2 protein-coding genes and 1 pseudogene (1 of these 3 cut by a window edge) are annotated in these 17,660 nt (G+C 68.8%); all 3 read left to right on the forward strand.

Translation table 11 applies throughout. The features are described 5' to 3' along the window. Nucleotides 1-5,619: pseudogene (locus GTV32_RS21685) on the forward strand (condensation domain-containing protein); the annotation flags it as partial. Further along, entirely contained in the window at nucleotides 5,619-12,635 is a 7,017-nt protein-coding gene (locus tag GTV32_RS21690) for a non-ribosomal peptide synthetase (protein WP_161062073.1), read from the forward strand. The pseudogene GTV32_RS21685 and the gene GTV32_RS21690, both read left to right, overlap by 1 nt. Continuing rightward, on the forward strand, nucleotides 12,545-17,660 hold the 5' end (the start) of the coding sequence (locus GTV32_RS23685; RefSeq protein WP_237421985.1) for a non-ribosomal peptide synthetase. The gene runs 12,884 nt beyond the window's last position; the window shows 5,116 of its 18,000 coding nt (coding positions 1-5,116); it begins with the start codon at nucleotides 12,545-12,547; its stop codon lies off the right edge, out of view. Before GTV32_RS21690 ends, GTV32_RS23685 begins: the two co-directional genes overlap by 91 nt.

Here is a 17,660-nt window from a genome sequence, read left to right on the forward strand (position 1 = left end):
ATGCCAGCTCGCCGACGGCTACGTCGGCCGGTCCGACCTGACATCCGACCGTTTCGTCGCAAATCCGCTGGGCCCGAACGGTTCCCGCATGTACCGCACCGGCGACCTGGTTCGCTGGAGTCCCGACGGGCAGCTGCACTACCTCGGGCGCACCGACTTCCAGGTCAAGATCCGCGGGCAGCGGATCGAGCCCGGTGAGATCGAGTCGATGCTCGAGCGTATGCCGGGCGTGGATGCTACCGCGGTGATACCGCGGACCGACCTGGCGCCGGGACCTGTGCTGGTCGCATACCTGCGCTCCGACGATCAGTCGGTCAGTACGGCCGCCGCGCTCGCCTGGTGCCGCCGCCATCTGCCGTCGCATATGGTCCCGTCGGCTGCCGTGCTGCTCGATCAGTTCCCGATCAATGCCACCGGCAAACTCGATCGCAAGCAGCTGCCCGCGCCGGACCTGCGGCCGGCGATCACCTATGAGCCGCCACGCACGCCGGTGGAGCACTCGCTGGCATCGCTGATCGGAGAACTGCTCGGTGCCGATCGTGTCGGATTGCGCGACAACATCTTCGCGCTCGGCGGCGATTCGCTGATGGCGGCACGTCTGGTGTCGCGGGCTCGGGTCGAACACAATGTGCGCATCGATCTCACCGATGTGTTCACCTCGGTCGATGTCGGTGAGATCGCGGAGCGTTCGCGGCGGGGTGGGGTCGACGGCCGGCCGGAGCTGACGCGGGTGGAGCAGCGTCCGGATACCATCCCGCTGTCGCACTCGCAGACGCGGCTGTGGTTCGTGAACCGGATGGATCCGGTCGCCAGCACCTACAACATGCCGGGAGCGGTGCGGCTCGGCAGCGACGTCGACATCGATGCCCTGCAAGGCGCACTCGGTGACCTGGTCGAACGCCACGAGACCCTGCGTACGCGGTTCGCGTCCGTCGGCGGAGAGCCGGTCCAGGAGATCCTGTCGCGCGCCGAGGCGATGGACGTCCTCGACATCGATGTCGCCGTCGTCGACGACGCAGTCGAGGAGACGATCGCCGCGGAGGCCGCGCGGGGGTTCGACCTGGCGCACGACATCCCGTTCCGGGCCAGGATTCTTCGCGATCGCACCGGATACGTCGTGGTCGTCGTCCTCCACCACATCGCAGGTGACGGGTTCTCGTTGGTCCCGCTCATCCGCGACCTCTTCGTCGCCTACACCGGACGCCGTTCCGGCAACGCGGTGGCATTGCCGCCGCTGACGGTGCAGTACGCCGATTTCGCCATCTGGCAGCATCGCCTGCTCGGAGAGCCTGACGATCCGACGCCGGTGGCCCGGGAGGGACTCGCGTTCTGGGAGGAGGAGCTGGCCGGGCTGCCGGGATTCCTGCCGTTGCCGACCGATCATCCGCGTCCGCATGTCGCGACCGGCAACGGTGGATATGTCGACACCGCGTTCGACGCAGACCTCGCGGCCGGCGTCCGTTCACTCGCGCGGGATCACAACGTCACGCCGTTCTCCGTCGTACACACGGCATTCGCGGTTCTGCTCGCGAGATGGGCGGAGGTCGACGAGGTGGCGATCGGCACGGCCGTCGCGGGCCGCGACGAGCCCGCGACCGCCGATCTGGTCGGCATGTTCGTCAACACCGTGGTGCTGCGTACCTCGATTCGCCCGGAGGACACCACCGCGGAGTTGCTCGATCGGTCACACACCACCCGTACCCGGGCCATGCGGCACTCCACCATCCCGTTCGAGCGTGTGGTGGAGGCCATCGCCCCGAACGGTCTGCGGCACACACACCGCTGTTCCAGGTGGCGCTGACGATGCATCCCGGTCAGGCGACCGCTCTGGGCGACTGGGTCGAGTCGGCCGAGATGCTCGACGCCCGCGTGCCCGCCGCGAAGTTCGACCTGTCCGTCACGGTCACCGATCAGGTGGGTGCGACCGGCCTGGACGTGGAATTCGCCTATGCTGCTGACATTTTCGATCACCGGACGATCGAACGGGTGTCGATGCAGCTCGAGACGGTCCTGCGGGCGATGATCGATTCTCCTGAATCGCCGGTGGGCAGGATCGATCTCGTCGGCGCGGAGGAGTTGGCGTCCCTGACTGCTCCGGCGGAGTCCCGGGTGATGCCGGAGACCATGCGTGACCTCCTGATGGCCGGTGTGGTGCAAGCGAATCCGGCCGCGGTCGCGATCAGCGGGACATCCACCATCACCTGGTCGACCATGGAGGTCGTCTCGAACCAACTCGCCCGGGAACTCGTTGCCCGCGGGCTCGGCCCCGGTGACGTGGTCGCCATCTGCATCCCGCGTTCACACCTGTCGGTGCTCGCGATGGTCGCGGTGGTCAAGTCGGGCGCCGCGTTCGTCAGCATCGACCCCGGCCACCCGCCCTCACGGCTCGCGGAGATCCTCTCGGACAGCGGGGCCGCGCTCGGACTCACGTCCACGGGCATCCGGGACAAGGCGCCGGAAGGAGTCTCCTGGTTGGAGGTCGACGACGCCGCCGTGGAGCTGCAACTGGCCGGCCACAGCGGCGCGCGCCTGCACGTCGGTGAACTGCGCCGTGCTCCCCGCGTGGACGACCTCGCCTACCTGATCTACACCTCGGGGTCCACCGGGCGGCCGAAGGCGGCCGCGCTCAGTCACATCGGTCTCGCCAACGTGGTGGCCAACCAGCAGAAGATCCTCCGACTCGACCAGCGCTCCCGTGTCCTGCACGTTGCTTCACCGAGTTTCGACGCGTCCATCTTCGAGATCCTGATGGCACTCGGCACGGGCGCCGAACTCGTCGTGAGTCCTGCCGGGGTGTTCGGCGGCGACGAGCTCGCCGACGTGATCGAGCGCCATCGGGTCACCCACGCGGTGATGACCCCGTCCTCACTCGCCACCCTGGAACCGGCCGCCGTACCCAGCCTGAGTCGCGTGATCAGCGTCGGCGAGGCGTGTCCTCCCGACCTGATGCGCAAGTGGGCGAGGGCAGGCCGGGCGTTCTTCAATCTTTACGGCCCCACCGAGGTGACGATCTGGGCCACCGCGGCAGGTCCGTTGCACGAGGGCGACGAGGTCACCATCGGGCAGGCGGTGCCGGGGGTCGGCGCCCTGGTGCTCGACCGCACTCTGCGACCGGTGCCCGCGGGGGTGCCCGGAGAGCTGTACCTGTCCGGGCTGCAGCTCGCGCGTGCCTACCATCGCAGGCGCGACCTCACCGCGACACGTTTCGTGGCGAATCCCTTCGCGGGTGGCGAACGGATGTATCGCACCGGCGACCGAGCGGTACGGACGGTCGCCGGAGACCTGCGGTACGTGGGTCGCACCGACTTCCAGCTCAAGATCCGCGGGTTGCGGATCGAGCCGGGCGAGGTCGATGCCGCGATCCTGCACCACCCGTTGGTGACCGAGGTGGTCAGCCTCGGCGTCCCCGGTCCGGGTGGCGACGACGTGCTGGTCGCCTACGTGCGTCTCGCCGAGGGCGTGACTGCCGAACCCAAGCGGATTCTCGAACATGCGGCGGCGCAACTGCCCGGCTACATGGTTCCGCATGCGGTGGTCATCGTGAAGGAATTCCGGCTCACCACCGCCGGCAAGATCGACCGGAAATCCCTTCCGCCCGTGGACTTCGCGATGGCGGCACCCTATCGCGCACCGAGCTCGCAGATGGAGGCGGTGGTCGCGGGCATCTTCGGTCAGGTGCTCGGACAGGATCGGGTAGGTGCGGACGCGGACTTCTTCGACCTCGGTGGCAGTTCGCTCTCGGCGACCAAGGTGACGTCCCGACTCTCCGCGCTCCTGGATCGTCAGGTGCCGGTCAAGCTGCTGTTCGAGCGTCCGACGGTGTCGTCGCTCGCCCATGCGCTCGCAGGCGGACCGACCGGGCTCGGCGCCCCGCCGTTGCTCGCGCGCAGCCGGGCCGAGCTGGTGCGGGTGTCCGGCATGCAACGCGGCCTGTGGCTCGTCAACCGCGCCGACCCCCGTTCGGCGGCCTACAACGTCGCGATGGCCTTGCGTCTGGCCGGAGATCTCGATGTCGTCGCGCTACAGCTCGCGACCACCGACATCGTGCGCCGGCACGAATCGCTGCGCACGACCTACCCGATGATCAAGGACGAGCCGATCCAGGTGATCATGCCGGCGGATGTGGTGGAGAGTGAGCTCACCATCGAGGAGCGCACCGTCACGACATCGATCGAGTCGGCCATCGGCCAGGTCACCGGTGAGGGATTCGACATCACCACCAGACCGCCCGTGCGCGCGGTGTTGCTGAAGGTCTCTGCGCACGAGCACATCCTGGTGTTCGTCGTCCATCACATCAGCGCAGACGGGGCGTCGATGGCACCGCTGGCCCGTGACCTGATGACCGCGTACGCGGCACGCAGTGCGGGGGCCGAGCCGGCGTGGAAGCCACTGCCGGTGCAGTATGCGGACTTCAGCCTGTGGCTGTCGGAGCGGCTGGCCGTCACGGACGGCGACGGCGTCACCGAGGAAGAGCGTCAGCTCGCGTACTGGGACGAACGGCTGGCGGGCGCGCCCGAACGGCTGGAGCTGCCGCACGACCATTCCCGGCCGAAGACGCCCAGTTTCCGCGGCGACACGGTGGACTTCGAGGTCCCCGCCTCGGTGGTGGCGAATCTGGATGTCGTTGCACGGCAACACCACACGACGTCGTTCATGGTGATCCACGCGGCGTTCGCGTTGCTGCTGAACCGGGTCTCCGGTCGCGACGACGTGGTGATCGGGACACCGTTCGCGGGCCGCGGCGAGCAGAGCCTCGACGATGTGGTCGGGATGTTCGTGAACACCTTGGCCCTGCGGACCCGGGTGAGTGCGGGGGAGCGGTTCGTCGATCTGCTCGAGCGGGTGCGCAACGACGATCTCGCCGACATGTCGCACACCGACGTCGCCTTCGAGAACATCGTGTCCCGGACCCTGCCCAAGACGCCGACGTCGTACAACCCGGTCTATCAGGTGATGCTGGCGTTCCAGGACGTGGATTTCCCGACGCTGCAGTTCGATCGGCTCACCGTGGAGCCGGTACACGAGGAGCTGGCATCGGCGAAGGTCGACCTCCAGCTCACCCTTTTCCCGAACGACCCGGACCGGGACGAGCACGGGGGCGCGCTACGCGCCCAGTTCCTCTATGCCACCGATCTTTTCGATCGGCAGACGATCGAGCGGATGGCTCTGCGATACCTCCGGGTACTCGAGGCGGTCGCGGCCGACCCGGAATGTGTGGTCGGCGATGTGAGCATCCGTCTCGACGACGAGGTGGTGGCCGCGGCGGCGGTGCCGGCGGACGACGCCGACGAGAGTCTGGCCGGACTGGTCTTCGAGGCCGCCGCGATCGACCGCGACGCCGTGGCGGTCGGTGGTTCGGCAGAACTGGGCTTCGGTGACCTCGAGGTGATGACCAGCGCGATGAATCCTGCTGCATCCGATGCAGATTCGGCGTTGACGATGGCTCTCATGACGCTTGTTCCCGGGCTGGCGGAATCCGGCCCGGAGGGTTTCGACGGACTGCTGGCCGAACTGCGTGACCGCGCCCATGCGGTGATCGCCGGTGGGCGGTCCGGCAGCAGCGGTACCAGTGGTGGCGACCCGACGGATTCGGTCAAGGCGAAAGGTAGCGAACGGACGTGACGGTGTTCGGTGTGGATGCGGTGGACATTTCTACGGCATGGGGGCGGCGTCCGCCGACTCGAGACCTGATCACCATCGCGGCGCAGATCGAACCCGAGACGATCGCACTGTCGGGTGCCGGTGGTTCCACCACCTTCGCCGATCTCAACACGCGTGTGAGTGCGACCGCAGCCGTGTTCACCGCCCGCGGCCTCGACACCGAGGCTGCGGTGAGTGCGATCGTGACGGCGCTGATCCCACGGGACGGTCTCGACCCCGCCGCGATCGCCACCGCGACACAGGGTGCGCTCGAAGAGATCAGACGACGTGCCTACGCGGTGGCCGGGACATCGGACTGGGGTTCGTTGCCGGGTGTCTTCCGCTCGGCTGTCCATCGGTTCCCGGAACGGGTCGCGGTGACCGACCTCGACGGCGCTGCGCTGACCTATCGCGAACTCGACCAGCGGTCGGATGCGGTGGCGGCCGGGCTGCTCGCCGCCGGCGTGGTGCAGGGAGGCGTCGTCGGGCTGGCCACCCCTCGGACCGTCGAGGTGATGGTCGCGATCCTCGGCATCCTCAAGGCGGGCGCGGCCTACCTGCCGCTCGATACGTCGCACCCGGCCGAGCGCCTCTCCTTCGTCGTCGCCGACGCTGCGCCGTCGCTGATCATCACCGACCACGACGGTCGCGAGACCCTCGGCTTCCTCGACGTCGAGCGCAGCACCATCGATGAGCTGACGTCGGCCGGGGCGTCGGGCACCGATGCGCTCCCCGCGGCCGTCGACCCTCGCCAGGTCGCGTACATGATCTTCACCTCGGGCTCCACCGGCCGTCCCAAAGGGGTTGTCGTGGAGCATCGCAGCGTGATCGCGCTGATGTCGGCGGCTCAGCGGCACTACGGGTTCACCGAGGCCGACGTGTGGACGATGTTCCACTCCTATGCCTTCGACGTATCGGTCTTCGAGATGTGGGGGCCCCTACTGTTCGGCGGTCGGCTGGTGGTGGTGGATTTCCTGACCACGCGCAGCCCCGACGAGTTCGCGGAGCTGCTCGCCACCGAATCGGTCACCGTGGTCTCGCAGACACCGTCGGCCTACTACCAGCTGGCCGCTGCCGTCCGCCCGTCGTCGCGCAACCGGCTGCCGGCGAGTGTTCGCTACATGGTGTTCGCCGGTGAGGCACTCGATTTCGCGCAGGTGCGCCGTTGGTACGAGGACCGGATCGAGGGGGAGGGATCCGTCGGTCCGGTACTGGTGAACATGTACGGGATCACCGAGACGACGGTGCACTCGACCTTCCGGGCCCTGGATCCGGACTTCGTCGCGTCGGCCAAGGGTTCGGACGTAGGTGACGGGCTGCCCGCGTTGACGATTCACGTGCTCGACGATCGTCTCCGTCCGGTGCCCGACGGCGTGCCCGGCGAGATCTATGTCAGTGGCACGCAGGTGACGCGAGGCTATCTCGGCCGGCCCGGCCTGACGTCGGGGCGCTTCGTCGCGGACCCGTTCGCCGGCGACGGAAAGCGGATGTATCGCAGCGGCGATCTCGCGATCCGCCGGGAGGGGAGCCTGGAGTATCTCGGCCGGTCCGACGCACAGGTGAAACTCCGTGGGTTCCGCATCGAACTCGGCGAGGTGGAGTCGGCGTTGCTGGCCGCCGAAGGTGTCGATGCGGCCGCGGTCGCGGTCCGTCAACGCGACAACGGTGACGAGTTGCTGGTGGGCTACGTGGTGCTCCAGGAGGCGGCCGACGCGGCTCCGTCGGAGATCCGTATCGCCGCCGCCGGCGCCTTGCCGAGCTACATGGTGCCCGATGTGGTGATGCTGATCGATCAGTTGCCGCTCACCGTCAACGGGAAGCTCGATCGCCGGGCGCTGCCCGAGCCCGAGATCCTCACGGTGGCCGAATATGTCGCACCCGGTACGGAGACCGAGAAGATCCTCGCCGAGATCGTCGCGGACGTGCTCGGCCTCGAACGGGTCAGCGTGGCCGATTCGGTGTTCGATCTCGGTGGCAATTCGCTGGCGGCCGCACGCATCGTCGGGCGCGCAGGTGAGGCGTTCAATGTCGACCTGTCGGTGCGTGATGTGTTCGACGTGCCGTCGGTGCGGGGCCTGGCCGACGTGGTCGGCGGTCGTGGTGTGGCGCTGGCACCCGTCACGGTCGTGGCACCGAGGCCGGACCGGGTGCCCCTGTCGTTCGCGCAGCTGCGGATGTGGTTCATCAATCAGTTCGACCCGGCGGCGTCGACCTACAACATCCCGGTGCTGCTGCGCCTCGCCGGCGATCTGGATGAGGACGCGCTGCGCGCCGCGCTGACGGATGTGGTGATCCGGCATGAGGTGCTGCGCACGACGTTTCCGGCGCCGGACGGCGTCCCGATCCAGGTCGTCGATGCCCCTGAATCGGTCGCCGAACGGCTGGACTGGGCCGTCGTCGATTCGGGAGACGAACTGCAGGAAGCGATCTCGGGTGGCTTCGAGGTGACGACACAGTGGCCGCTGCGGGCGCGGCTCTGGCACGCCTCCGCCGACGAAGCCGTGTTCGGCCTCGTTGCGCATCACATCGCTGCCGACGGTGAGTCGATGGGACCGCTGGTCGCCGATGTGGTGGCGGCGTACTCGGCGCGGGTATCGGGTGCCGAGCCCGAGTTCGCCCCTCTCGACGTGCAGTTCGCGGACTACGCGATCTGGCAGCACGAGGTCCTGGGCTCTGCCGACGACGCGGAGTCGGTGGTGGCGCGTCAGCTCGATTACTGGTCGACACAACTCGCCGGACTGCCCGACGTGCTCGAGCTGCCCGCGGATCGGCCACGTCCGGTGGTGGCCTCACAGCGCGGCGCGGAGGTCTCGTTCGAGGTGCCGACCTGGGTGGTCGATCGGGTCTCGGTGCTGGCGCGTGAACGGGGCGTGACACCGTTCATGGTGGTGCATGCCGCACTGGCGGTGTTGCTGGGTCGCCTGTCGGCGACCGATGACGTCGCGGTGGGTACTCCGATCGCCGGTCGTGGACAGCGAGTGCTCGATCCGCTGGTCGGGATGTTCGTCAACACACTGGTGCTGCGGACGCGGGCCCGCGCGGACATGTCGTTCGTCGAGCTGCTCGACCAGGTGCGGGTCACCGATCTCGAGGCGTTCGCGAACGCCGACGTGCCGTTCGAGACCGTGGTGGAGCACCTGCAACCGGTACGGTCGGAGGCCTTCGCCCCGCTCACCCAGGTCCTGCTCTCCTTCGACCAATCGGTGCTCGCCGAATTCGCCCAGGGCGGTGTGCTCGCCGAGGACGTCGCCGGCCTGGAAGTGAGTTCCATTGCTGTCGAGGCTGTTCCGGCGAAGGTGGATCTCACCGTCGGCATCGCGGACGGAGGTGACCGCTGGCACGGCTCGGTGATCTACGCCGTCGACCTGTTCGACCGCGGGACCGCCGAGCACCTGGCCGGACAACTGGTCCGTCTGCTCGATCAGCTCACGCTCGATCCGGCCCGCCCGATCGGCGACACCCCCCTCCTCGCGGACGAGGATGCGGCGGCGCTGCTCCCGGTCACGGGCGGCCCGTCCGCGGCCCCGCAGCTGCTGGCGGAGGTGTTCGGGGAGGTCGCCCGGGCGCACCCACATCAGGTCGCGGTCTCCGACGGGCGGGGAACCGAGCTGAGCTATGCCGAACTGGACTCCCGCTCCAATCAGCTCGCACGTTGGCTCATTCGCCAGGGGGTCGGCACCGAATCGCTTGTCGCGCTGGCGATCGGCCGATCCACCGACCTCCTGACGGCCATGTGGGCGGTGGCCAAGACCGGCGCAGGCTACCTGCCGATCGACCCGGATTACCCGGCCGAGCGGATCGAGCACATGCTCACCGACTCGCAGGTCCGGATCGGGCTGACCACCGAGCGCCGCCGTGCGACACTGCCCTCGGAAGTCCGGTGGAGCCCGGTCGAGACCATCGGATCGGACGACGTCGCCGGTGCACTCGACGATTCGCCGATCCGAGCCGACGAGCTGACCACCGTGCCGCGGCTCGACGCGGTCGCCTACGTGATCTACACATCCGGTTCGACCGGTACCCCGAAGGGCGTGTCGGTGACCTACCGGGGCATCCACAACTTCGCGGTCGCGGAGGTCGCCCGCTTCGGCGTCGACACGTCGTCGCGTGTTCTCGGATTCGCCTCCCCCAGTTTCGACGCGTCGATCCTGGAATGGCTCCTCGCCTCGACGTCGGGCGCGACCTTCGTGTATCGGCCGGACAGCGTCCTGGGTGGCGACATGCTGGCGGAGCTGATCCGGGACCGACAACTGACCCACGTGTTCCTCACCCCGACCGTGCTCGCGACCCTCGAGCCCGAGTCGGTGCCGGATCTGCGCGTCCTGATGTCGGGCGGTGAGGCGGTCTCCCAGACATTGGTCGACAGGTGGTCGTCGGAGCTCTCCTTCTTCAATGCCTATGGGCCGACCGAGGCCTCGATCGCGGTGGCGATGAGTCACGCCCTCACGCCCGGGTCGCCGGTCCACATCGGCGGGCCGATCGACGGTGTCGGTCTCCTGGTGCTCGACAGCCGGTTGCATCCCGTCCCCATCGGGGTCCCCGGCGACCTGTACGCGGCCGGGGTCGCCCTGGCCCGCGGATATCTGCGCCGTCCGTCGTTGACCTCAGAACGTTTCGTGGCCAACCCGTTCGCGGGCCGTGGCGAGCGGATGTACCGTACCGGCGATGTCGTCCGGTGGCGGCGCGCCGGGACGGGCGGGCTGGTGCTCGAGTACGTCGGGCGCAGTGACGACCAGGTGAAGCTGCGTGGGTTGCGCATCGAGCTCGGAGAGATCGAGGCGGCCCTGGAATCGCATCCGGCCGTGTCGTCGGCAGTGGTGATAGGGGTGGGCGGCTCGGTCGCGAGCGCACTGGCGGCGTACGTGGTCGCCGGCCGATCGGTGGACGCCGCGGTACTGCGCGACCATGTCGCCGAACGCCTGCCCGCACACATGGTCCCGTCGAGCATCGCAACGCTCGACGCCTTGCCGCTGACCCCGGCGGGCAAGCTGGACAAGCGGGCCCTGCCGGCACCGGTGATCGACACGGGGGCCGCCGATTACGTGCCGCCGTCGTCGTCGGCGGAGGAGACGCTGGCGGCAGTGGTGGCCGGGGTGCTCGGTGTGGATCGGGTGAGTGTCGTCGAGTCGTTCTTCGCGCTCGGCGGGGATTCGATCCTGTCCATCCAGTTGTCGTCGGCGGCCCGTGCCGCCGGACTCTCGTTGTCGCCGCGCGAGGTGTTCGAACACAAGACCGTGCGTGCCATGGCCCGGGCGGTGGCGGCCGGTGGCGATCGGTTGCCGTTGGTCGACGAGCCCGAAGGCGACACCACCGGGGAGGTGGAACTGTCGCCGGTGGTGTCGTGGATGCTGGAGTTGTCCGACACCCCTGAGGATTTCGCGGACTTCTCGCAATCGGTGGTGATGGTGGCGCCGGACGCGTTGGACACCACCGTCCTGAGTGCGGTGCTCGGTACCGTCGCCGACGCACACCCGATGTTGTCGTCGCGTCTGGTGTTCACCGGCGGCCGGTGGTGCCAGACCGCGGGAGTGGGTCACCCGCCGGTGGTCGACGGGGTGTCGACGCCTGCGGCGATCGGTACGCCGGAGTTCGCCGAGGCGGTGCGCTCGGCGCACGCAGCGGCACTGGCGCGGATGGACCCGTCGAACGGGGTGCTGGTCTCGGCGGTGCTCGTGACGGGGACAGACGGCGCGCGGGTGGTGTTGGCCATCCATCATCTCTGCGTGGACGCGGTGTCGTGGCCGGTCCTGATCGAAGACGTGATCACCGTGTGGGGCCAGTTGGTGACCGGAGACGAGTTGGCGGTACGGCCGGAGGTGACGTCGGCACGCGCATGGCACGCGGCGCTGGCCGACCGGTGTGCGGACCGTTCGGGTGAGGTCGACCACTGGTTGTCACGCTCGGGTACGCCGACCGACCTCGGGTCGTCCATCGACCCTGTGCGCGACCGGTTCTCGACGGTTGGTTCGGTCCCGCACCGGATCGACGCGGCGGTCACCGAGGCATTGGTGACGGTGGTGCCGGAGGCCTTCTCGGGCCATGTGAACGATGCGCTCCTCGCCGGTCTGGCCCGCGCGGTCCGGTCCTGGCAGCTGGCGCGCGGGATCGCCGACTCCGCACCGGTCGGCGTGCTCGTGGAAGGACATGGCCGGTACGAGGAGGTGCTCGCGAAGGGCGCCGACCCGCGTACCGCGGACCTGTCGCGAACGGTGGGATGGTTCACGACGATCGCCCCGATGCTCGTTGACCCGTCCGACGACGTGGTCCACGCGGTGAAGGCGGCCAAGGAGGAACGGCTGGCCCAGCCCGACCACGGTGTCGGCTTCGGGTTGCTCCGTTTCGGTGGCGACGAGCGTTTGGCCGGTCGGCCGTTGCCGTCCATCGGTTTCAACTTCTTCGGTGCCGGCGGCCGCGGCGCCGACGCCGAACCGGTGGAGGTCCCGTTCCTGGTCGACGTCGATGCACCGGCGCTGCCGTCGTCGGTGGCGGGTGCGATGACCGCGATGAACGTCGTCACCGTGAACGTCGGGACGCGCGTGACAGCCCGTGGCCGGGAACTGTCGGCCGACTTCCTGTTCGCCGGCGGGATCCTGACTGCCGACGATGTCAGGGACCTCGCCGACCGCTGGTCGGCAGAACTGGCCGCCATAGTCGAGGTCGTCGCGCGGGGGGAAGATCTCGGACTGTCGCCGTCGGACATCCCGGGCTCCGGGGTGACCCAGGCCGACCTCGACATGCTGGCCGAGCGGTATCCGGGTGCGCCGGTATGGCCGCTGACGGCACTGCAGGAGGGGCTCTATCTCCAGTCCGCGCTCACCTCGGGGCGGGCGCCGCCGAGGACACCGTCGACGTGTATGTCAGCCAGGCGGTGCTGCGGCTCGGCGGCGAGGTCGACGAGCAGCGACTGCGTTCGGCGGTGGATGGGCTGGTCGCACACCATCGTGTGCTGCGGTCCGGCTTTGTCCAGACGGAGGGCGGTGCGGTTGTCGCCGTGATACCGGACGAGGTCCGGGTGCCATGGCGCACGGTCGATCTCGGTGCGGTCGACGACGCAGAACGGCAGGCGCGAGTCCGCGAGATCACCGATCGGGAGCGTGTCGAACCGTTCGACCTTTCCGCGCCGCCCCTGCTGCGTGTGGTGTTCGCCCGCGACACCGACGGCGTGAGCGTCGTCATCACCAATCATCACATCCTGTTCGACGGATGGTCCGGTCCACTGGTGCTCGCCGACCTCCTGGCGCTCTACGCGTCGGGCTCCACCTACACCGGTCAGATCGGCACGGGCGGAGGCGACTTCGAGGACCATCTGAAGCACGTCGCCGCCGTCGACGACGCGGCCGGTCTGGCCGCCTGGCGTGCGGTGCTGGCTCCTGTCGAAGGCCCGTCGCTGGTGGCACCGGGCAGCGTGGCGACCCGGGAGTCGTTGCCGAGGAACCACGTGGTGGTCGTCGATGCGCAGCTGACGGCGGCCGTGGAGGCGCTCGCTCGAGCCCAAGGGGCAACCGTGGCGACGGTTCTGCAGTTCGCCTGGGCGGTGCTGGTGGCCCGGCTGACCGGTAACCGGGTGGTCACCTTCGGCGAGACGGTGTCGGGCAGACCAGCCGACCTCGAGGGTGTCGAGGCGATGGTCGGCCTGTTCATCAACACCCTGCCCGCGGTGGTCGACGTGGACCCGTCGGCGCGGATCTCGGAGGTACTCGGACGGTTGCAGGCGGCGAAGGTGTCCGTCCTCGACCACCAGCATCTGGGGCTGCCGGAGCTGATGGCGCTGACCGAGACCCCCGGATCGTTCGACACACTGACGGTGCACGAGTCGTATCCGGTCGACACCGAGTCGCTCTCGACCGGCGACGCCGCGCTCACCGGCGGGCTCGACATCCGCGAAGCCGTGGTCAGCGATTCGACGCATTACCCGCTGAACATGATCACCTCGCCGATGGGAGACCGGCTGTCGATCACGGTCAAGTACCTGCCGGATGCGTTCGCCGACGAGCAGATACGCGTGTTCGCCGATGCCCTGCTGGAGATCCTGCGCGCCGCGGCCGCTGCACCCGAGACGCTCGTCGCCGACGTGCCCCTGCTCACCGCGCAAGAGCGCGTACTGATTGCCGACCGTTCGGTCGGCGCCGATGTCCGTGTGCCGCCGGGTTCGGTCGCCGATGCTGTTGCGGCACAGGTCCTGCGGACGCCCGATGCGACCGCTCTGGTCTTCGGCGATCGCGCGCTGACCTACGCGGAATTCGGCGCGCGGGTCTCGACACTGGCGCGTGAGCTCATCGAGGCCGGTGTGAGTCCCGGTGTTGCCGTGGGTATCTCGATCGATCGGTCGGTCGAACTCGTCGTCGGCGTGCATGCCGTGGTCGCCGCGGGTGGCCACTACGTGCCGATCGATCCCGCGATCCCGACCGACCGTGTCCAGTACATGGTGGCGACGGCGCGTGTCGGCGTGGTCCTGGTCGCCGGCGATGCTGTTCCGCCCTCGGTGGGTGCCCTCGGCGATCACGTCGCGGTGCACGCGGTGGACTGCTCAGGTCCAGCGGATCTGTCGGTCGCTCCTGTGTCAGATGCGGAGCGACCGGCGCCGCTACGAGCCGACGACGCGGCGTACACGTTGTTCACCTCCGGGTCGACGGGTCGCCCGAAGGGTGTGACGGTGTCGCACCGGTCGGTGGTCAACCGTCTCTGGTGGGGTTTGGACCGGTACCCGTGGTCGGCCGGCGACCGCGTGGTGCTGAAGACCCCGTTCACGTTCGACGTGTCGGTGCCCGAATTGTTCGCCCCGGTGATGGCGGGTGCAACCATCGTGGTGGCACGTCCGGGCGGGCATGCGGACCCGACCTACATCGCCGACCTGATCGCCCGTGAAGGCGTGACGTCGGTCCATTTCGTGCCGTCGATGCTGTCGGTGTTCCTCGATGTGGTGCCGGCCGAGAAGATCAGAGCGCTCGGCACGCTGCGATGGTTGTTCTGCTCGGGCGAGGCGTTGCCGCCGCCCGTCGTCGCGCACGCCCACCGGTTGCTCGGTCGGGTGTCGATCGTCAACCTGTTCGGTCCCACCGAGGCCGCCGTCGAGGTGGCGTACGCGGACGTGACCGGTGCGCCCGACGTGGTGCCGATCGGTGTCCCGGTGTGGAACACGTCGACACTCGTCCTCGACGCCCGTATGCGCTTGGTGCCGCCGGGTGTGCCGGGCGAGCTCTATCTCGGTGGCGTCCAGGTCGCGCGTGGCTACGAATCGCGGGCGGGGCTCACGGCCGAACGGTTCGTGGCCGATCCCTTCGGGGCACCGGGTTCGCGGTTGTACCGTACCGGTGACCTGGTCCGGTGGAGTGACCGCGGTGAGATCGAGTATCTGGGACGCACCGATTTTCAGGTGAAGTTGCGTGGTCAGCGGATCGAGCTGGGCGAGATCGAGTCGGTCATCGCCTCGGCGCCCGGTGTGGTGCATGCGGCGTGCACGGTCGTCGGGACCGATGGCGGAGCACAGCATCTCGTCGCATACGTGGCTCCGTCGACGGTGGACGAGACAGCTGTGAGGGCCGCGGTGGCCGAGGCACTGCCGGAGTACATGCGTCCCTCGATGTGGATGCTGCTCGACGACATCGCCCTCAACAGCGCAGGCAAATTGGACCGGCGTGCCCTGCCCGACCCCGTCTTCGAGGCGGCCGACCACGTGGCGCCGGCGACCGATGCCGAGGCATCCGTCGCCGCGATCGTCGCGAACGTGCTCGGTGTGGAGCAGGTGAGCGTGACCGAGTCGTTCTTCACCGTCGGCGGAAACTCGTTGTCGGCGATGCGGGTGGCGGCACGGGTGGCCGACGAGTTCGGGGCCGCGGTGTCGGTCCGTGACATCTTCGACGCCCCGACGGTCCGCGACCTCGCCGCCGCGGTCTCTTCGCGTGGAGCGGGTCTGGCACCGCTGGTCGCGCTGAGCCCGCGTCCCGTCCCCATCCCGTTGTCGTTCGCGCAGACCCGGATGTGGTTCATCAACCGGTACGAGCCCGGTACCGCGACCTACAACATCCCGGTTGTCCTGCGACTGTCCGGCGCACTCGACGTGGCGGCCCTGCGGGCGGCCGTCGTCGACACCATCGGGCGTCACGAGGTGCTCCGGACGACGTTCCCGTCGGTGGACGGCATGCCGGTGCAGGTGATCGATTCCGCCGCACACGTCGCCGAACGGCTGGACTGGGCCGTGGTGGACGCGCCGTCCGACGTGGAGACGGCGATGACGACCGGTTTCGACGTGACCACCGAATGGCCGGTGCGGGTACGACTTCTCGCGGTCTCCGACGACGAGTACCTGCTCGCGGTGATCGCGCATCACATCGCGGCCGACGGCGAGTCGATGTTGCCGCTGGTGACCGATCTCGTGACCGCATATCTTGCTCGCGCGCAGGGGCTGGAACCGCAGTTCGCGCCGTTGGCAGTCCAGTTCGCGGACTACGCGATCTGGCAGCACAGCGTGCTGGGGTCACCGGATGCGCCGGACTCGGTGGTGGGTCGTCAGCTGTCGTTCTGGAAAGATCAGCTCGTCGACGCGCCGGATGTGCTCCAACTCCCGGCCGACCGGGAGCGCCCCGCGGTGGCCTCTCATCGCGGCGCACGCGTCCACTTCGCGTTGCCGGCCGAGGTCGGCCGGCAGATCGGCGTCGTGGCAAGCGCATTCGGTGTCACACCGTTCATGGTGGTGCACGCCGGGCTCGCGGTGCTCTTGGCGCGGCTCTCGGCCACCGATGACATCACCATCGCGACCCCGATCGCGGGCCGCGGCCAGGCATCGCTCGATCCGCTCGTCGGGATGTTCGTCAACACTCTCGTCCTGCGGACCAGGGTCGACACCGCGACGACGTTCGCCGAGTTGCTCGACGACGTGCGGGTGACCGATCTCGATGCCTTCGCGCACGCCGACGTCCCGTTCGAGACGGTCGTCGAGGCGCTGAACCCGTCGCGCTCCGAGGCGTTCGCGCCCCTGGCACAGGTCATGTTGTCCTTCGATCCGGCGGCCGCGGCGGAATCCACCGACCAGTCGGTCGGCGGATTGTCGGTACAGTCGATCGAGCCGGCGTGGGTGCCGGCCCAGCTCGACCTGTCCGTCACGGTGAATTCGGCTGCAGCCGAGGAAGACTGGCCGTGTTCTATCGTCTACGCGACCGATCTTTTCGACCATTCGAGCGTCGAGAGGATGGCCGACCGTTTCGTGTCGGTGTTGGCCGACCTGGTCGCGAGTCCGGCCGTCGCCGTCGGCGACGTGGCCGTCATCTCGGCGCAGGAGCGGGCCGTCGTCGACGGCTGGTCGGTGGGACCGGTCGTCGATGTCCCGGACGATCTGGTACCGGAGATCGTTGCCGCGCAGGCTGTCCGGACGCCAGACGCGGCTGCACTGGTCTTCGGGGACCGCACCGTCACGTACTCCGAATTCGCCGCCCGGATCGCCGTCCTGGCCCGCCGACTGATCGCGGCCGGTGCGGCGCCCGGTGTGGCCGTGGGGGTGTCGCTGGACCGCTCGGTGGAGATGGTCGTCGCGGTGCATGCGGTGCTGGCGGCCGGCGCACAGTATGTCCCGATCGATCCGGACACCCCGAACGATCGCGTGGAGTACATGATCGACACCGCCCACGTCCGGATCGTGCTCGTCGGAGCGGGCCGCGCTGCCGTCGCGGAGGGAGTGCGGACGATCGAGGTGGACACATCGGGGGTGGTCGACCGGTCGGTGCCGGCCGTGACCGACAAAGACCGGCCGGCGCCGCTGCGATCCGACGATGCGGCCTACACCCTGTTCACCTCGGGCTCGACAGGTCGGCCGAAGGGCGTGACCGTGTCGCATCGGGCATTGCTGAATCGGATGCGCTGGTGCCTGGAGGTGTTCGACTGGAACGCGGACGAGCGGGTGATGCTGAAGACGCCGTATACCTTCGACGTCTCGGTGCCGGAGCTCTTCGCGCCGGTGATGACGGGTGCGACGATGATCGTGGCGCGCGCGGGTGGGCACCTGGAGCCGGTCTACATCGCCGATCTCA

Origin of the sequence: Gordonia sp. SID5947, assembly GCF_009862785.1 — a bacterium.
In the GTDB taxonomy this organism is placed as follows: domain Bacteria; phylum Actinomycetota; class Actinomycetes; order Mycobacteriales; family Mycobacteriaceae; genus Gordonia.